General features: G+C 54.3%; 14 protein-coding genes and 2 tRNA genes. 13 read left to right on the forward strand and 3 right to left on the reverse strand.

From position 1 onward, the window contains the following. Positions 1–13: 13 nt before the first annotated feature. The 5 genes from Q0932_RS02635 (at position 14) to Q0932_RS02655 (ending at position 3,902) form a co-directional block, all read left to right on the forward strand. The gene (locus Q0932_RS02635; protein WP_299349459.1) at positions 14–790 is read left to right on the forward strand and encodes a cyclase family protein; all 777 of its coding nucleotides are present in this window, start codon (positions 14–16) and stop codon (positions 788–790) included. 3 nt (positions 791–793) lie between these two features. Further along, positions 794–1,723: a 3-keto-5-aminohexanoate cleavage protein gene (locus Q0932_RS02640; RefSeq protein WP_299349461.1), complete on the forward strand. Its 930-nt coding sequence runs from the start codon at positions 794–796 to the stop codon at positions 1,721–1,723. A gap of 27 nt (positions 1,724–1,750) precedes the next feature. Further along, positions 1,751–2,254 carry an OsmC family protein gene (locus Q0932_RS02645; RefSeq protein ID WP_299349463.1) on the forward strand — a complete coding sequence of 168 codons (504 nt, stop codon included), beginning with the start codon at positions 1,751–1,753 and terminating at the stop codon, positions 2,252–2,254. 431 nt (positions 2,255–2,685) lie between these two features. Beyond that, positions 2,686–2,762, forward strand: a tRNA-Arg gene (locus tag Q0932_RS02650). Positions 2,763–2,909: 147 nt separating this feature from the next. Then, entirely contained in the window at positions 2,910–3,902 is a 993-nt protein-coding gene (locus Q0932_RS02655) for a site-specific integrase (protein ID WP_299349464.1), read from the forward strand. Between the two features lie 51 nt (positions 3,903–3,953). Here Q0932_RS02655 and Q0932_RS02660 read toward each other — a convergent pair whose 3' ends face one another. From Q0932_RS02660 to Q0932_RS02670, 3 genes are all read right to left on the reverse strand, one after another. Next, the gene (locus Q0932_RS02660; RefSeq protein ID WP_299349466.1) at positions 3,954–5,267 is read right to left on the reverse strand and encodes a primase-helicase family protein; all 1,314 of its coding nucleotides are present in this window, start codon (positions 5,265–5,267) and stop codon (positions 3,954–3,956) included. Between the two features lie 107 nt (positions 5,268–5,374). Then, positions 5,375–5,557 (reverse strand): helix-turn-helix domain-containing protein, encoded by a 183-nt coding sequence (locus tag Q0932_RS02665; protein WP_299349467.1) that lies wholly within the window; start codon positions 5,555–5,557, stop codon positions 5,375–5,377. A gap of 1,082 nt (positions 5,558–6,639) precedes the next feature. Then, complete coding sequence (locus Q0932_RS02670; RefSeq protein ID WP_299349468.1) at positions 6,640–7,665, reverse strand: AraC family transcriptional regulator; 1,026 nt, start codon at positions 7,663–7,665, stop codon at positions 6,640–6,642. A 183-nt stretch (positions 7,666–7,848) separates the two neighbouring features. Between Q0932_RS02670 and Q0932_RS02675 the strand changes: the two genes are divergently transcribed. The 8 genes from Q0932_RS02675 to Q0932_RS02710 all read left to right on the forward strand — a co-directional run bounded on the left by Q0932_RS02675 (position 7,849) and on the right by Q0932_RS02710 (position 18,229). Next, positions 7,849–9,210 (forward strand): amidohydrolase family protein, encoded by a 1,362-nt coding sequence (locus Q0932_RS02675; protein ID WP_299349469.1) that lies wholly within the window; start codon positions 7,849–7,851, stop codon positions 9,208–9,210. A 66-nt stretch (positions 9,211–9,276) separates the two neighbouring features. Beyond that, positions 9,277–10,668, forward strand: coding sequence for an amidohydrolase family protein (locus Q0932_RS02680; protein WP_299349470.1), 1,392 nt, complete (start codon positions 9,277–9,279; stop codon positions 10,666–10,668). A gap of 104 nt (positions 10,669–10,772) precedes the next feature. Then, the gene (locus Q0932_RS02685; RefSeq protein WP_299349471.1) at positions 10,773–12,425 is read left to right on the forward strand and encodes an amidohydrolase; all 1,653 of its coding nucleotides are present in this window, start codon (positions 10,773–10,775) and stop codon (positions 12,423–12,425) included. A 63-nt stretch (positions 12,426–12,488) separates the two neighbouring features. Next, positions 12,489–13,250 (forward strand): DUF3299 domain-containing protein, encoded by a 762-nt coding sequence (locus Q0932_RS02690; protein WP_299349473.1) that lies wholly within the window; start codon positions 12,489–12,491, stop codon positions 13,248–13,250. A gap of 24 nt (positions 13,251–13,274) precedes the next feature. Continuing rightward, entirely contained in the window at positions 13,275–13,676 is a 402-nt protein-coding gene (locus tag Q0932_RS02695) for a hypothetical protein (protein ID WP_299349474.1), read from the forward strand. A 136-nt stretch (positions 13,677–13,812) separates the two neighbouring features. After that, positions 13,813–14,985, forward strand: a complete 1,173-nt coding sequence (locus Q0932_RS02700; RefSeq protein WP_299349475.1) for a carbohydrate porin — start codon at positions 13,813–13,815, stop codon at positions 14,983–14,985. Between the two features lie 854 nt (positions 14,986–15,839). Beyond that, a tRNA-Arg gene (locus Q0932_RS02705) sits at positions 15,840–15,916 on the forward strand. Between the two features lie 261 nt (positions 15,917–16,177). Next, on the forward strand, positions 16,178–18,229 hold the full coding sequence (locus tag Q0932_RS02710) for a glycosyltransferase family 61 protein (protein ID WP_299349476.1): 2,052 nt from the start codon (positions 16,178–16,180) through the stop codon (positions 18,227–18,229). Positions 18,230–18,245: the final 16 nt, after the last annotated feature.

An 18,245-nucleotide genomic window follows, 5' to 3' on the forward strand; every position in this document is an offset into this window, starting at 1 on the left:
AAGGAGCCCTCCCATGTCCCGTCGCTTTGTTGATCTTTCGGTGCCACTCGAGGCTGGAATCGTCAGCGACCCGCCGATCATGCTGCCCGAGATTGAATACATGACCCACGAGCAGACCGCCGAGCAGGTCATGGCCTTCTTTCCGGGCCTCAAGAAAGAAGACTTGCCCGGTGGCGAAGGCTGGGCCGTCGAGCGATTGACCATTGCCACCCACAACGGCACCCATCTGGATGCGCCCTATCACCACCATTCGACCATGAGCAACGGCGAGCGCGCGATCACCATCGACGAGGTGCCCCTGGAGTGGTGTCTCAACCCCGGGGTCAAGCTGGACTTTCGACACTTTGAGGATGGCTACGTGGTCACGGCTGCCGACGTTGAGGCCGAGTTGGCGCGTATTGGCCATGATCTTCAACCGCTTGATATCGTTGTTGTAAACACCTCAGCTGGCGCGAGGTATGGAGAGCCGGACTATCTGATCAAGGGCTGTGGCATGGGGCGTGAAGCCACGATGTACCTGCTTGAACGCGGCGTCCGCGTGACCGGAACTGACGCCTGGAGCTGGGATGCTCCCTTTGCGCTGACGGCTCAGGAGTATGCCAAGAGCGGAGATGCCAAAATCATCTGGGAAGGCCATCGTGCCTCAATGGAGATTGGCTATTGCCACATGGAAAAACTGACCGCGCTGGACACGTTACCTGCGACAGGCTTCGAGATTTCCTGCTTCCCTTACAAAATCAAGAACGCCAGTGCCGGGTTCACCCGCGCGGTCGCCATCTTTGAGGAGTAACCCATGCAAAAGACCATCGTCACCTGCGCCATCACCGGAGCTATTCACACGCCAACCATGTCAGATGCGTTGCCACATACGCCGGAACGCATTGCAGAGCAGGCAATCGAAGCAGCCCATGCCGGGGCCACTATTTTGCACCTACATGGGCGCAATCCAGATAATGGCATGCCCTCGATCAACCCCGAGCACTTCACCGAGATGCTGAAGCGCATCAAGGCCGAGACGGATGCCATTGTGAACATCTCAACCGGCGGCAGTATCACGATGAGCATCGAAGACCGTCTGGCCCCGGCCACGGCCTTTTCGCCGGAAATGTGTTCGATGAACATGGGTTCGCTGAACTTTTCAATTCATCCATTGGCAAATCGCTATGAGACATGGAAATACGATTGGGAAGAACCTTACATCCGCGCCACTGAGAGCGGCATCTTCCGCAACACCTTTGCTGATATCAAGCTGGTCGCCGACCAGATGGGTGGTGACCCGCACAATGCCAAGTTCGAGCATGAATGCTACGACGTTGGACACCTGCACAATCTGGCCTTCTGTCTCAAGCAGGGCATGTTCAAGGCGCCGATCTTTCTGCAATTCGTGATGGGCATTCTCGGTGGAATTCCGGCCGAGCTGGAGCATATGAAATACATGAAGGAAACCGCAGACCGTCTGTTTGGAGATACCTATCAATGGTCCGTGATTGGCGCCGGAGCGGCCCAGTTGAAAATGGCGGCCGCCGCTGCGCAGATGGGCGGGCACGTTCGTGTCGGGCTTGAAGACTCTTTGTTCATTGACAGGGGTGTTCTGGCCAAATCCAACGCCCAGCAGGTGGAAAAAGTCGTGGGAATCCTGCGAGATCAGGGAAATGAGGTGGCCACACCTGACGAAGCCCGGAAAATTCTGGGCCTTAAGGGTGGTGACAACGTCGCCTTTTAACTGCCTTACAACACGAAAGGAGCTTTGATGAGCCTCACACAAGACGAGATGCCCCAGCGGGCCGTGGTGCAATTCAATTGCACCGGCCAGGCTGTTGGCAAAATGCGCAATGAGCTTGACGTGCGCATGGTCAAACCCTTTGAAGAGCGTTTTGAACTGGCCACCGATGAAGGCGCCTTTCACGGCGGCGACGCCAGTGCGCCCCCTCCGCTCGCCTTGTTTGTCGGTGGTCTTGCAGGCTGTCTGATGACCCAAATCCGAGCCTTTGCAAAACGCCTAGATGTGACGATTTCAGATCTCAAGGTCGACGTTAGGGTTCAATGGGACTGGGAGGCTAAAGGGCGCGTGTACGAAACCGCCCCAAAGTCGTTTGAGATCGATGTTTTTCTGGACAGCCAGGATCCGTTGGATGCGCAACTGAATTTGATACAGGCCGCAAAGAAGGGATGTTTCATTGAACAAACGTTGGGCCAGTCAAATTCAATCCGTCACCGGATTCGCCATGAAGGGGAATGGATGAGCATTGACTGAACTGGATAACCGCGACTGAGAGTTTGAACCCTCTGCGGTAACAAAAGGATCTAAGCCTGCTGAAAGCGCGGGGCGCCTTGCGAACCAAGAGTTCAAAGACCTTCAGGATCGCCCTTGGCGCCGGTTGCGAAAGCTCAATCCAATTCTCAAGACAGAACCCCCGCATATCTGGACGAGCCACTAGTCAAGACCGAGGTCCAGAAACAGTCTGATAGTGAAGCCAACACTTCGTCCTCAACGTGCCGAATCCACGGGCAAAAACAATTGGTAACAGGATGCGGCGTCTTGTTTCTCGGGCCACGACCTGTTGACCAATCGCAACTGAGGCGGCAAAAGATACTTCTGATTTCGAGAGCGTTTCTGCTTCCCTCTGACGCCCCCGTGTGGCGGCTTTGGCATTGAAGTGATGGCCGCCTCTTTAAAAGCGATACGGCCCCGTGGCTCAACTGGATAGAGCAGCCCCCTCCTAAGGGGCAGGTTGCAGGTTCGAATCCTGCCGGGGTCGCCATCACAACTATCAGCCTTGTCAGTGGCTTATGTGCGAAGAATATATTTGTTTGCTTCGCAAGCAGACCCGAGCGCTGCGCCTCCGCTGCACCAACAGCTACAACGCTGCACGTAGATCGCCCTTCATCGCACGGAGGAGTGATGCGAAATGGCGACGATTAATAAACGACCAAGCGGTAAGTGGCAGGCAACGGTAAGGTATCAGGGACGAAGCGCCAGCAAGTCCTTCACTAAGAGAGCAGACGCGGTGAAGTGGTCGCGCCTGACCGAGATGCAAGCCGAGAGTGGTGTACTAATTCAACGCAGAGGCGGCACGCCTGACAAGCGGACGCTGGCCTTAGCCCTTGCCAAGTTCAGAGATACTGTCGCGCCAACACATCGCAGCGGAGACCGAGAGCAGCGGTGCATCGACGCGATGTTGAAACATCATCAGAACTTCACGCGCCTACGGTTGGATAGCCTGACGGTTGCGGACGTATCCAAATGGCGCGATGAGCGGTTGCAGAAGGTCGCTGCAAGCACGGTTGTTCGTGAGTTGACGCTTTTGCAGAGTGCAGTCGGCTACGCGCTTGATGCCGGTGCCGCGAACGTCGTGCGGCAAGTAAAGCGTCCACGCGTCGATGATCGGCGGGAACGACGCTTGCAGGCTGATGAGTGGCAACGGTTGATGCAGGCTTGCGACGGAGACCGCAACAAGTTGCTTCGTCCGCTTCTTGTACTGGCAGTTGAGACTGCAATGCGTAGAGGCGAGTTGCTCGCTATGGAGTGGCGACATGTCGATCTGCAACGATCTACAGTGCTGTTGCCGAGGACGAAGAACGGATACGCGCGCACGGTGCCGCTCAGCCCGACAGCGGTGCAAATCTTTAGCGAATTGCCGCGAACCGATGGCCGCGTTCTGCCACTTAGCGGGGATTGCGTGCGGCAGGGCTTCGAACGATTGCGAACCCGCGCAGGCGTCGAAGATCTGCGCTTTCACGATCTGCGGCATGAAGCCATCAGCAGGCTGGTTGAACGCGGCCTATCGCTGATCGAGGTCCAGCAAGTCAGCGGCCACAGAACACTTCAGATGCTTCAGCGATACGTTCATCTACAGACCGATGACATAGTTGCAAAGCTGCACATGCGCGCCGTTTCTTGATTATCTAGGGGGGGCAGCGCATGGAGCGCTGCCCTGGTTCTGCGACTTGTATCACTTCTCTACATCGTCGTCAGGCCAATCCCAAGATACGCCTGTAGAACGATCAAAGGCTTTACGGCACTCTGCTAACCTAGGGAAGACATAGCTACGTTTTCCGCCTGAACGGGTGTTCTGGATACTTGGCACCATACGCTTCAAGAATTTGCCGACTTGGGTTTCAAGGCTCCTGCCTCGCACGCGCATGCCGTGACAGAAATCTTCAAAGTCGTTCATTACACTTTGAACCGAAAGCCGACTGGGCCAACCACTTGAGTTTTGCGGCAAGGCTCCGGCCTGCAATCGTTCAAACCACCAACGTTCAAGTTCGTTCATAGAGAGCATCTTCTGCTCTACCAACGCACGCGTTTTTGGCACGGACCTGATTTCCACATCTGACAAATCCCAATCCATCAGCACCCGCATAAAGGCCGCTCTTCCGCCACTATCCATGAAACGAGCCATACTGGCGAAATAGGTCGTATTTCCTTGCTGTTCATCGGAAACGCTCAACACGGCGTACCTACGTTCGTCAAACTGTGCACGTATGACGTGCTCTTCATTGCTAGCGATGACCAATCTCATGAAGTTAGCGACCGGTAAGGCATCAATTCCCTTCTGCTCCATCAAGAAAGTTGGCTCTGAGATACGGGATTTCAGGACGTTTGCAGCGTGAGTGCGCGTGAAGGACCCTTCGTCTGCAAATACAAGCAAAGCGTTGGCTAGATGCGCGTTGAAACTGCCGGTGAGATGTTTTGGCTGCGTGGCAAGCACGTAATGGTTGGCGATAAGCGCGCCCATTTGTTGCATGAAAAAGCCCTTTCCGACCCCTTGGCGCCCCAACAGCACAATGGCGGTGCCAGGCAATTCACGTGGCTTCTGCACCATGTGCGCAAAGTACGACATCAGATACTGATAGGCCTTTTCGTCAGAACTACAGATGACCTCCCGCACGAAGGTGAGAAATCTGGAAGCGTCGCCTGGTCCCGGTTCGACAGAGAAGCCGAACCAAAGATTTAGGAAACTGTTATGCCCATGCTCCGGATCGAATAAAATGCCTCGAAACTGCTTTCGGTTCTGGCTGTTCAGCCAGATATCCACCCAGTTCACATGGTCAGGCTCAGACCGTCCTTGTCTATACACTTCGATGTATCGGTTTGAATACTTCAGACGAATTCCACTCTCGCTGAAGAAGCAGAACCTTTTCCGTTTTAGTACCGGGTCTTCAACTATCTCTACTATACAAACCTTTCCGCCCACTGGGACAATTGCATAGCGCCGGTTCATGTAGAATACGACCTCTTCTCGAGTTTCAGGTAGTTTCGACATTTTGTTCTCCTTCTGGTGCCCACCGAAGTTGAACAGCGAAGACTTTTTCGTTATATTTCATGTGGATAAAACTCAGCCCGCTGTCCTTTCGAGGTGGCGGGTTTGTTTTAGTTTGCAGCTTCGGTGAAAGTGGCGAGCCAAACTTGTGCGGCGATAACGGGCACGACAACCCGTCCGCCAAGTCTTGCAACGCGTGGACCTGTTCCAGCCTTCCGCAGTCGATAGAACGAAGACCGGCTAACACCGTACGCTTCACAGAATTCATCGATTGAATATACTTTGGTGCTCATCAGAGACCTCCTTGGTCGGAGGCGACGCCACAGCACGTGTCTCACCCCCTAGGTTAATGGGATGAGACATCTGCTACTCGCGTCAGAAGCTTCCGTCCCGCTGGTCTCACGCTGAGGCGTGGTCAATCCGACGCGGTTGTCTTGACGCTACCCGACACGCCATGACACATCAAGAGATTTTTTATTGTGGGACAATGGCTTACACTGCATGCAGCGCTCTGCAGTTGCATGCAAATGACCCCTCATATCGATCCATCATATCCAACATCTCCGACCTGATTAGGATGCTGTGTGTGCTGTATGAGCCTTCAAAGAGTCCAGCCCAAGTCGTTAGCAAAAAATTAAAGTTGGAAAGGTTGGATATGTCGGATCGAGGCTAGCCCAGCATGGCAATAAAGCCTTCAGATGGTATCATAAAATCCAGTTGTTAGGATCCAGCCAGAGCTTTCGTAGGCAGGAGGGCAAGATGCCAAGAACAGATAGTGTAGGCGATGAAGTAACCGGTTGTGAGCTGGGTTCACTGAGCCACTCTGGCACTTCAATCGGGTCTGTCCCGACACTGACCCAGATGATCCGATACGACGGCACAATCTATGCCCACGAATTCTGCCGGGTTACTGGGATTAAGCCAAACACACTTCGAATGTCTCGAGCGAGAGGTAAGGGACCGCCCGCAAAGCGCATCTCGAACAACCGAGTCATCATGTCCTTACGAGACGCAGCGGCGTGGTTACAGGCGACTGGACGTTACGGCGAAGCCATACGACTTGCGGAATGGCTGGATCAAAGGTGGCGAGAAGCCGCTCGCGAACACCGGCAGATGGACGTGCCCTCAGTTCAGTTGGCTACGCGACACTTAGATTGGCGGACTGTGTCTGGTTGAGTTGCGTGGTTGCTGCAAAGAACACCCAAAACGACGCAGTAACGCCTTGGTGGCGCACGGTGACTCCTGTTCGTTTTCTGCGATTGACTGTTTCTGCCGGGTCCGGACGTTCGAGATAATCCAGATATACGACCGTTCAGCGGGACCAAGCGGCCGTTTGGTGAATGTCCGCTTTCCAGAAGCGGCATTCGGTAGGGAGCTAAGCTTCCCTGTGCGATCGTTTGAAGGCTGCCGGGGACATCCCGGTCCATTTCCGAAACGCTCGCGAGAACGCTGTGGGGTCGGCATAACCCAACCTTCGAGCTATCTCGGCAACCGACGTATTTCCTTCGATGAGATGGCTTTCAGCGGCATCCTGTCTTAATCGCGCAATCACCTGCGAGGCCGTCAGACCATAGGGTTTCAGCCGGTTGTTAAGCGTTTCGCGATGAAAGCCACAAAGGTCGGCTAAGGCATCGACACCAAACTCCGGTTCAGCCAAATGCACCCGTATCAGTCCTTCCAGTCCGGCAAGGAAATCCAGCGGCGCGGCCAGATCATTGTCCTTGATCCAGAGGTCTGACGGGTCTTCCAATGCCTCTTGTGTCAGCCGGTAGCTCAGCCAGTTTGACGGAAACCTGATCGAAAACCCCTGCGGCGCACACTGGATTGCTTTGACGCCATGAAACTGTTCGGGGAGCGCATTCGGATCGTTGACTTGCAGAATGACCTGGTGGGGGTCCCATCTGAAATCCAGAACCCGATGCAACAGGGATATCCAGACGCTGGCCTGAAACGCATCGGCCTGCGCCGGTGAAACAGAAATGGCAAAGTTTCGTCTGGCGTGGAAATACGTGTGCTCGTCTTCGACAAGGAGCGATTGGGTGACAGCATTGGATTCCTTGGAAATCGCCTGCGTGAACCTTGTGAAGAAGTCTCCTAGTGTCAGCGCGTCCGCCAACATGTTGCCAAGTGGCAGAAACCGAACAAGGTCGACGGACTGACCGACTGTGGCGCAGAACACCGGTGATGTGGCATCGGCCACAGCCTGAAAAATCTGGTAAACCGTGTCATGGGGCACGAAATTCTGCCGGTCCATCACCTGGGCTTCATTTAGTCCGAGCGGATCGAGGGCGAACGCCGGTTCGATGTTCACTTTGCGAAGGGCGGCGACAACAGGACCCGCAACGGACGCCCTGACGAGCGGCAGTGTCTTGTCCGATTTCCTGATACGTTCGCCGGTCATTGCGCCTCCTCTTCGTTGAAACTAGGACGGAGGTGCCAAAAATTTCTACTGAAAACGCGCCAAACCTTGCAGTTTGCCAAAACTAATTTTTAACCTCCGACAAGATGTCAGGCAATTTTTGGCTCAGTCCCTAAACTCATATTGGGAACCCAAGTTCCTTGATTCGCAGAAAGGAATGCCGCCATGATTTCGAAACTGGCCCAAGTTCTGACGACGACGACCCTTGTCGCAGGTCTTTTGTCTTCAACCCATGCCTTTGCACAAGAGGAAAGCTTTCCGATCCTCTTTACCAATGTGCACGTCTTTGACGGCGTCAATGAAGAGCGGATCGAGAATGCCAATGTGCTAGTGGTCGACAATTTGATTGCCGAGGTCTCGGCCGAGCCTTTGGCCGTGGCGAACGCTCGGATCATCGATGGCGGTGGCCGGACGCTGATGCCGGGGCTGATTGATGCGCATGTGCACATGGCCATCACTGAACCGATTGCGGATCTGAGGGACAATTTCGACTGGATGTATTGGGGGGCCACATCGACGGTGGAAGCAGAAAAGATGCTGTTGCGCGGCTTTACTTCCGTCCGCGATGCGGGTGGGCCAGCGATGGGGCTTCAGAAGGCCATCGACCGCGGAAAAGCCGTGGGTCCGCGGATCTATCCGTCCGGCCCCGTGATCTCGCAGACCTCGGGGCATGGCGAGCACAGGCACTACACGGAACCGCATCCCAATTTCGAAGGGTCCTCGCCCTCGTTCTTCAACCAGCACCTTGAGTTTCTTGCTGACGGCGTTCCAGAAGTTCTGCGCGCGACGCGGGAGGCACTGCGTCTGGGCGCATCGCAAATAAAGGTCATGGCGGGCGGTGGTGTGTCCTCCAGCGTGGATCCGCTGCACACCGTGCAATACCTGCCCGAAGAACTGGAGGCCGCGGTCAGAGCTGCGGCGGATTATGATACTTACGTTCTTGTACACGTCTACAATGACGAAAGCATTCTGCGATCCATTGAAGCCGGTGTGCAAAGTATCGATCATGCACAATTGATGACCGAAGTGTCTGCTCAAGCGATCAAGGATGCGGATGTTTGGGTTGTCCCATATTACTCGCTTCTGGGGCTGGATGAGGAAACCGTCGTCAAAGTCCTCGGCCCGCTCGCAGCGCCGAAATTTCTTGCGGTTCAGGCCGGATCCAGAAATCAGATGAAGCTTCTGAAAGAGTTTGGCATCGAGAAAGTCGCCTTTTCGACCGACATTATCGGGGACCCTGCCGCACTGACCAAGCAGAATGATGAGTTCAAATACCGCCTCGAGGAGTGGTCCTCTTACGAGGTGCTCATGCAGGCGACGTCGAAAGCCGGTGAGTTGTTGGCCCTGTCAGGCAAACTCAATCCCTATCCCGAAGGTCCGCTCGGTGTGATTGCAGAAGGGGCTTATGCCGACATTCTACTGGTCGATGGAAACCCGGTCGAAGACGCCCTGATCATGACCGACTACGAGAACAACTTCGATCTGATCATGAAAGACGGCGTGATTTACAAGAATACACTCGACTGAGTGTGGCGCGGGGTGAAGTTACCTCGGCATCCCGCGCACCCAAAACACTGAACGAAAGGCCACTCGATGAAACAGCTTAAACAGATTGCAGTGACGGCAAGCGCGTTCGTATTCGCGGCGAGCGTTTCGTTTGCGCAGGACGCTTTGCCTCAAACACTGTTCACCAACGTGCATGTCTTTGACGGCGTGAACGAGGCGCGGATCGAAAACGCCAGCGTTCTGGTTGAAGGTAACCTGATTAAGGAAGTTTCGACCGACGCCATCGACGCGCCGGACGCCACCGTGATCGACGGCGACGGACGCACGCTGATGCCAGGTTTAATCGACAGCCACGTTCACCTGAACCTGACCGGCCTATTTACAAGCTTTGGCGGCGCTGAATATGCCAATTGGGATGGAATTGGCGCAATGGCGGCTGCGAACGCGCGAGATTACCTGATGGATGGCTACACGACGGTTCGGGACGCCTGCGGCCAGGGCGATGCGATGAAGAAGCTGATCGATCAGGATATAATCGTCGGACCGCGGGTTTACCCAAGCGGTGCCTGCATCGGTCCGCAATCCGGTCACACGGACTGGCGGAGCCCGCGTGCCCGAGCCGAAGGTGGCCCTGTCACACAGGTCGAGGAGCTTAATCTCGCGGTCGTCGCAGACGGCGTAGACGAAATCAGGGCAGCCGCGCGCAGAAACCTTAGCTTCGGCGCCACGCAGATCAAGCTTACGGTTGGCGGTGGTGTTTCCTCTGAATTGGACCCCCTCTGGTCCGTTGGGTACAGCGTGGAAGAGATCAAAGCCGCAGTGGACGCGGCCGCATTTTATGACACATATGTGTTCGTACACGCCTATACAGACGAGACTGTCAAACTGGCTCTCGATGCCGGAGTGAAGGTCATTGACCACGGCCAGATGGTCACCGAAGAAACCGTAAAGCGCATGGCAGATGAAGGTATTATCTGGTCTCTAAATACCGCGGGGTTCTCACCGATCCTGTTTGAGCACCCCAACTTTGCGCCCGGCACGCCCGCAGGTATCAAACTCGCGGTTGCTCAGGACCAAAGCAAAGATCTCATTGAACTGGTCAAGAAGTACAAGCCCAAGATTGTGCACAACGTGGATACAGTACTTTCAACGCTTGATCAGGGCCGTGCTCACCGCGATTTCGAGAAGTACCAGTTTGCCGACTGGTTCGGAAATTATGCCATGCTGGTTTCGGCCACATCGGCGGGGGGCGAGCTGGCGCAATTGACAGGACAACGCAATCCTTACCCCGAGAAACTGGGCGTGATTGAAGAAGGCGCCTATGCCGATATCCTGATCGTCGATGGCAACCCGCTTGAAGACTTGTCCGTATTGGGTGCCCAGCCAAAGTGGTTTGACGCAGAACCCCGCCAAGAAGGTTTTGATACCATCCGCGTCATTATGAAGGACGGCAAGTTCTACAAGAACACGCTGGAGTGATAAGCGGAGGCTCTTTGAAATCTGACAATGTCTGCGCCGGATCGAACCTTTTCTGGCGCAGGCAGACAAGCCAAACAGCAATCCCCTGCCGAAGGAAGACACCAGTGCGCATATCCCCGATACTCGCCGCAGTGCTCAGCGTCACCGCTGGGCTTGCGCAAGCCCAAGACACGACAGTTTTCACCAACGCCAATATCCTGACCATGGATGCCGGTTTCTCTGTGGCGCAGGCGATCGCCATTCAGGGCAACCGTATTGTAGCGGTCGGTGCTGAAGCGGATGTGATGGCTGAAGCCGGACAAGGTTCAACGGTTGTTGATGTGGCAGGAAGCACGATTATGCCTGGCTTCATAGATGCGCATACTCATCCTGTTGGCGGGGGTGCCTCTTCTGTCTTTGACAATGTGGGAGTTGACCGTTTTTCCACAGTGGAAGAGGCACTTGAGTACATGAAAGAAGCCTCAGATGGCCAAGGACCTTCCGATTGGGCATTGTTCGTGAACCTCGATCTGGCAACGCAATCCTTTGCCGATGGCCTTGTTACCCGGGATCATTTGGATTCAATCGCGCCCGACACGCCGATGGTCATCTGGCAAGCGGGTGGCCACAAGATGACCGTAAATTCTTTTGTGTTGGACTTGATGGGGGTGACTGACGACGCGCCAGATCCCGAGGGTGCACAATTCGGGCGGTTCGACGACGGTCGTCCAGACGGAAACTTGTCCGGTGGGGCGCTTTTGTTCGGTGCGTTGTCCGTTATTGAGCCTTATCAAAATTACGACCGCGTCGAAGGCACAAAGGCAATCGCTCAGGATTGGGCGACAAAAGGGCTGACAGCAGTTGGCGTGGCCGGGGTTGCCAATCCCGGAGATTGGGAGGTCTTTGAAGCTCTCGGTGCTGACGCTGAGTTTCCAATTCGTACACGTAGCTATCTTCAATGGGCAGAGCTCGACGCTTGGGACGAAGCGGGCGTTGAACCTGGGAAGGGTGATGCCATGGCGCGGGTCGTCGGCTGGAAGATTTCGGCAGATGGATCAAATCAGGCATACACTGGGCTGCAACGCGAACCCTATCTGAATTCGGATAACTACGGGCTCGCTTATATGCTCCAGAACGACATCAACTTTGCGGTATATGACGGAACAAGACGCGGCGGTCAGATGGCCATGCACGGAAATGGGAATGCGTCCATCGACAACATCATCGCTGCGGTCGAAAGAGCCCGTGCAGAAGGCGTTGATGTTGTTCGACCGCGTATTGAACATTGCTCGATCACCGAAGACGATCAGATCGCCAAGCTCAAAGAACTGGACATCTCGTGTTCTTTCTTGATTGCACACGTACTCTACTGGGGAGGAGCGTTCCGGGATACCGTGTTCGGCCCTGAAAAAGCGGTAAAACTGGATCGCACTGGCAGCTTTGAGAGGGCCGGTGTGCCCTATTCTTTGCACACAGATTATTCAGTCTCAGTTCTTTCTCCTCTGGAAATGGTCGAAGCTGCAGTCACAAGATCCCTTTTTACGGACCCGGAGACAGTACTTGGCGAACATGAAAGAGCCTCGGTCGATATGGCGCTGCGGGCGGTTACAAGCGTTCCGGCATTTCAACTCTTGTCCGAAGAAGAGATCGGCAGTCTTGAGGTCGGCAAACTGGCCGATTTCGTGATCCTTGCCCAAAACCCCCGCGAAGTAGCCGCCGAACAAATCAGCGAAATCGAAGTGGAGCAAACCTGGATGGACGGGAAGAGAGTTCATTGAAATCTCCAGCCAGCTTTCCAAGTTGGCTGGCAGCCCCGGAAACCAAAAAAGCGAGAACCTAACATGCGCCAATTCATTTCTGCCCTTGCTGTTATTATTGCAGGAAACCCGCTTTTTGCAGAGGTTGCGCAGATCAATTGGACTGACCTAATCGACCAAGGCGTTCAATCCTACGAGGACCCTTTCCGTGATCTGAGTTACGAACAGATCGACGGCTTGCGGCAGGTGGTGAAATTGCAATCTGAATTGGAAGGAGAAAACCCGCCGGCAGATGCTGCGGAGACGCTGGCCGAGGTCAAGAAATCCCTTTCCGACGAAGGTGTGGATGCCGATTGGCTTATTTCCCAAAGGTGGGTTATCGCCGACCGGAGAAAGCTGGCACGAGAGGCCGGAAACCCTGCGAAAGACGGGGCGATCATCAAACTAGGTGGATTTGTAATCCCGGCACCCGCAGCAGAGGATGGCACGCCCATGGGCTATCTGGTTCCTGAGCGGGGGATGTGCAGCCACGTACCTCCACCACCGCCAAACCAGATGGTTCGCTTGCGTCTGACCAATGGCTGGAATGCAACCAAGATGCATGAACCTATTGTCGTGACGGGCCAGATCCAGATTCAACAAACCAAAGAACGAATGATGGTGGTCGACGGCGTCGTTTCGATGAACGCAACTTTCTCGATGGATGTTTCGGACGTGCAAACCTTCGATCAACCTGCGGTAAGGCGATCATTCACTGCTGAGCATTCTGGTTCAAAAAACGAGCGGGCGGCGGGCCTCCCCAACAAGTTAAGGCGAAACGGTCATTCTCAAACTGAGAAACGATAAATAAAATTATAGAAAGGGCGTACTATGAAACGTTTTGTGCTGGGGGCTCTTTTTGCGGGCTCCGCCACATGGGCCACTGCAGAAGACAACCAAAACATGCGTACGTTTCTGTTCATTGGAACGTCCAACAGTGCCGCGTGGGAGATGCAGATCGCAAATCCCGGCGACCGTGCGGCTAGCGTTAAAGGCGGGATCGAAGCGCTCGGCGGCGAACTTTTGAGTTACTATTGGGGCCTCGGAAACGGAAAAAACTATATCACCGTTTCTCTGCCGAACGATCCCACGTTCATTCAGGCGTTTTACGTTAGCCGTCTGGGTGATGGCTTGCTGGATGACTACCAGATGATCGAATTGATGAGCAGCGCAGACATGGCCGAAGCGCTATCACGCGTGCCCGAGATCAAGGCGCAGGACGATTTGAAGTAGTGGCACAAAATTCAGAAAGAACACCATGAGACGAAATCCCTCTGTGAGAGCTGCAATGGCACGAATAAAACAGACAATGAGCGTGTGCGCAGGAGTGCTTGCCATCGCATCCGGGACATCTGCCCAAGAGAGCAGCGTGCAACGGCAACTGGAGGCAGCAGCCACCGCATCGCTTGGGGGGCCAGCGTCGGCTCAGGCCCAATTGGAACAGGACAGGCTCAGGCGGCTTGAAAACTCCAGATTGCCGGGGCTGGATCGATTTTTTGATCCGTTCGAACAATCTCGCGAAGCTTTTGCCGAGCGAACGGGACTGAACCTTTCCTTCGATTATCAAGCGCTTTACCAAAACTCGTCGGACAGTCTGAATGGCAATGATGAGGCCGCATCCGGTCAGGCACGGATCATCGGAAACTGGGAACTTCTCAATCGTGGGAGTGACAACGCGGGCAGCCTCGTCTTCATCTTGGAGAACCGTCACCTTTTGGGTACGGATTTCGCGCCCGGCGGTCTGGCAAATGAAATCGGGTATCTCGGTGTCACTGGAACGACGTTCAGCGACACAGACACAACTCTGTCGGTCGCCTATTGGTCGCAAGCCTTGCCGGGCATCAACGGAGGCTTTGTGGCAGGTCGCATCGATCCCGGCGACTATTCGGATATCCTTGGCTATGTGAACCCGCGCACGACCTTTTCGAATTTTTCGATCCTCTTTAGTCCTGTGCTTCCCATTCCCGACCCCGGCTTTGGAATTGCAGGCGGCGGATACATAACCGACCAGATTTACGCGCTTGGCGTCGTCAGCGATGCAAATGGGTCGCTCACTGATGTGGAATGGTTTCCAGGTGGCTCGGAGTTTTTCACTTACGGTGAGATCGGCTGGACGCCCGCAAGAGACCAGCGATACCTCACAAACGTCCATTTGGGAGTTTTCCATGTGGACGACAGAGAAGACGCAGGCGTACCCGGCGGTCACGGAGCAATACTTTCGGGGAATGTAACCCTAAACGAGAGTGTCATGCTGTTCGGCCGTCTTGGTTGGTCAGATGGCGATGCGTCGATTGCGAAACGTGCCGTCAATGCCGGTGTCATGTGGCGCCCCGGATTGTATGACGACTTGTTCGGGTTTGGCGTGACAGTCGCCGATCCAACCGATCCAAGTCTCGATACACAGACTACAGTCGAAGCATTTTACCGTCTGGATATTTCCGACAACCTCGCGCTTACGGCAGATGTCCAGTATCTGAACAATCCCGGCTTCACCGATGATGATCCTCTGGTGTTCGGGCTGAGGTTGAGATTCAACTTATAAGACAGAAAAAATACGAAACCTCATCCTTATACTTGGTATTCTGTAGGCCGGCTTCCGCTTTTAATATCACATGGAAAGTCAAGGTAGTCAGACAGCTTGATAATAATTGTCTGGTCTGTCTGGCAAAGTCAAAAACGATCGTTTCCGCAATTCACGATTTCTTGCGGCAACACCGCATTCACTTGGCCGATTCGGTATCGCAATACTGCCTCTCGAAACCATCTTCTCAGAACTTTTGTCTTGTGATGAGTTTCGAGAAACCAGCCGCAAAGCTGACGTTCGCTGCGACCTGACCAGGGTCCGCACTGGGCTCGAAGCAGACAGCCGACCGATCTTCTAGGATGTCTCCTACAATAAGATTACCGGACGCTGGAAGCATGATCCAACCTATCCAACCTAGGCAACCTCGCTCTGAGGTTTGCTTTAAAAGAGGTGGCCTAGTTCGTTACTAGCCGTGGTGCCTTCAAACTAAACTAAAGAGAAATGTTGGACAGGTTGGATAAGTGGGATCAGATAACAGCCATACAGGGGGACGCATGACATCACCCCTGCAGGGCCACCGCACAGGGAACGGTGTTTTGGTTCTGGGCGGGGGAGTGTTGCTGAAGTCCAGAGAGGATCGGTCACAGGTGCTCTGGTTCTTCCGCTGCACTTCCGCTGCAGTGCGCTGCACTTCTGACCTTGTTTGGCCGATCACATCGTGTGTTTGCCTTGCATGTCACGTGCGCTGTTGAACATGTCGCGTGTTGCACTTAATGACACTGCATGCGACACTCAACTCACTGACAACATGGGCACTTCTGCGTGGTTGAACGTGCGTGTGGAGGCAGTGCATGACATCGCAACGTGGTCGTGCTCCCGTGGCTCAACTGGATAGAGCAGCCCCCTCCTAAGGGGCAGGTTGCAGGTTCGAATCCTGCCGGGGTCGCCAACAAAATGTTGAGATAGATCGAAACGGGGTTTGAAGGAAGGTGGAGCCATAGTTGGCGCGCGCAACTCTGGCACCTGTCAATTCCCGTAATCAGATCGACACGGGCTTCGCCTTGACACCACGTTTTGATTTTTTGATCATGCCTGCGGAAAAGTCACGATGTACACAGAGTTAGAATAGCCTGTATGTTGATTGGCAAAGTGGTAAACGAGTAAAAAAATCGTTCAGCAACAGAACGGTATCAGCAGGCAAGTATTCCAGATGTCCCCGACGCCAAGTGTCACCCGACCGATTGAGATCGCCTCAGCATCTGAGGCGGCCGGGCTTGATGCCTTTTTCCTGGCAGGCGAACATACCGATGCCTGGTTTGAGCGAGGCTCGGATATTCTGATTGTCTCGTTTTATAATCTGGCAACGGTTGGCGAGCATGAGCTGCCTCACCCTTGGTTCTACGGTAATGCCCTTAAACAGAACTACTCGATCCTTGGCCTGATTGCCCACCGCAAGGACTGGTATCGGAACGACGATGCGCCGCGCCTTTTGACAGAGCTGCGGGAGGCCGGGGTGTTTGAAGGTTTCCGCAGAATTCTTTTCATTGGCACCTCGATGGGCGGATTTGCGGCGCTGACTTATTCATCCCTTGTACCGGGTGCAGCCGTGTTGGCCTTTAGCCCGCAAAGCACCTTGGCGCCTGAGATCGTTCCCTTTGAAAAGCGCTATAAGAGAGCACAGAAACTCATTGACTGGACCGCGCCCGCACATCTTGATGCAGCCGGGTCGTTCGAGCATGCGTCAGATGTAACCATTGTCTATGACCCGCATGTGCCAGAGGACAAGGCGCACGCTGCGCGGCTTGCGGGAGACAACGTCCAATTCATCCACGCCCGCCATATGGGGCACCAAGCCATTCGGTTGCTCAAACATCTGGATGCTTTGCCTCTCATCTTCAAAGGCGTTGCAGAAGATAACTTTGATCGCGCAGGATTTTTTCGCCAACTCCGGACTCGTCGTAGTGAATTGCGATGGTTGCGTGGATTGTTCGGGGCTGCCCATGCTCAAGGGCACCAAAAACTCTTGCTGGCGACAGCGCGCAGCCTAAAGACAGATAACCCAAGAATGCGCCGATACTTGAACCGTGTCAGCCAAAGGTTTGAGGAGGAGGCAAAGTTAGAAAGCGATCATAGTTTTGTGGCCTCTGACCCGCCTCCGGAAGCACCATTTTCTGGTGAAATTGTATCGTTGGTTAATGCGTTGGTTGTTCCCCAAACCGCCCCAAAGGCGAAACACGCTTTTGGTGTGCTGACCTCTGAGGGGGCTTGGTGTGAAATGTCACAGACCTGGATCATGAACAGGCTGGCATCCAGAGCGCCGACGATCGAACAAGGTGAGGTGATTGAGCCGTTGCCCGGGACGCATTTGTTTGCCGGTCATTTCCGCGGCCATTTTGGTCATTTTCTGGTTGAGTCCACCAGCCGACTTTGGGCGCTGGATCATATCGGCGTTCGCCCGGACAGTATCTTGTACGTTCCCTTTGGAGAGGTTGAACCGGGGCAGCACACTGTCATCGAAAAGTACAAGACGTTTTTTCATCTCTTGGACATCGATATGCCGGTTCAATCTTTTGGGTCTACCATGCGGGTTGAGAGACTGCTGGTGCCGGAGATTGGGTTCGGGTGGGTGAACAGGTTTGCTGGTTCTCCAGCCTATCGGCAGTTCTTTCAGTCGCGCTTGATGACCAAGGTCAAACCGGAAGGGCCGCCAGATCTTTATGTGTCTCGGTCCAAATTGCGCTCGCATCTGGGACAGATCATCGGTGAGCAGGTGATCGAACGAAACTTGGCGCGTCTTGGCTATGATGTGTTTTACCCTGAAAAGCATCCGATCGAAGTGCAACTGGCCCGCTACAAGGCCGCGCGCAGAATTGTGGCGTTAGACGGCTCAGCTTTGCACCTTGTGCCATTCGTCATGGCGCCCGGTGGCTCAGTTGCAATGATCAAGCGCCGTTCGACCGCAAATATTGATGACTACCGTCAGCAGTTCCGCGCCTTTTGTGGCGTTGAAGTCGACGGTATCGACGCTCTGAAGCATGACTGGATTTCTAACGATAAAAACAAAATTGACATGCGCTCTGTCGGCGAACTTGATTTTGTAAGCGTTTTTCAGCAATTGGCGGACGCAGGATATGTGCCGTCCGATTTCAAACCGGACTTGCCAAATTCACAAGAAATGGATGCTCTGCGGGAAACAGCAATTCTAAATCGCAACGGACAACTGCGCCAGGTCGGGGCCACCTCGGTAAAGGTTGGGTCCTAATGGGTATTTTTGACTG

Source organism: uncultured Shimia sp. (genome assembly GCF_947498095.1).
Lineage (GTDB): Bacteria > Pseudomonadota > Alphaproteobacteria > Rhodobacterales > Rhodobacteraceae > Shimia.

Excerpts from the sequence above, each read along its gene's own strand:
- Q0932_RS02710 (WP_299349476.1), top strand. The coding sequence starts at position 16,178 with ATGTCCCCGACGCCAAGTGTCACCCGACCGATTGAGATCGCCTCAGCA.
- Q0932_RS02645 (WP_299349463.1), top strand. The coding sequence starts at position 1,751 with ATGAGCCTCACACAAGACGAGATGCCCCAGCGGGCCGTGGTGCAATTC.
- Q0932_RS02665 (WP_299349467.1), bottom strand. The coding sequence starts at position 5,557 with ATGAGCACCAAAGTATATTCAATCGATGAATTCTGTGAAGCGTACGGT.
- Q0932_RS02690 (WP_299349473.1), top strand. The coding sequence starts at position 12,489 with ATGCGCCAATTCATTTCTGCCCTTGCTGTTATTATTGCAGGAAACCCG.
- Q0932_RS02660 (WP_299349466.1), bottom strand. The coding sequence starts at position 5,267 with ATGTCGAAACTACCTGAAACTCGAGAAGAGGTCGTATTCTACATGAAC.
- Q0932_RS02675 (WP_299349469.1), top strand. The coding sequence starts at position 7,849 with ATGATTTCGAAACTGGCCCAAGTTCTGACGACGACGACCCTTGTCGCA.
- Q0932_RS02640 (WP_299349461.1), top strand. The coding sequence starts at position 794 with ATGCAAAAGACCATCGTCACCTGCGCCATCACCGGAGCTATTCACACG.
- Q0932_RS02695 (WP_299349474.1), top strand. The coding sequence starts at position 13,275 with ATGAAACGTTTTGTGCTGGGGGCTCTTTTTGCGGGCTCCGCCACATGG.
- Q0932_RS02655 (WP_299349464.1), top strand. The coding sequence starts at position 2,910 with ATGGCGACGATTAATAAACGACCAAGCGGTAAGTGGCAGGCAACGGTA.
- Q0932_RS02680 (WP_299349470.1), top strand. The coding sequence starts at position 9,277 with ATGAAACAGCTTAAACAGATTGCAGTGACGGCAAGCGCGTTCGTATTC.
- Q0932_RS02670 (WP_299349468.1), bottom strand. The coding sequence starts at position 7,665 with ATGACCGGCGAACGTATCAGGAAATCGGACAAGACACTGCCGCTCGTC.
- Q0932_RS02635 (WP_299349459.1), top strand. The coding sequence starts at position 14 with ATGTCCCGTCGCTTTGTTGATCTTTCGGTGCCACTCGAGGCTGGAATC.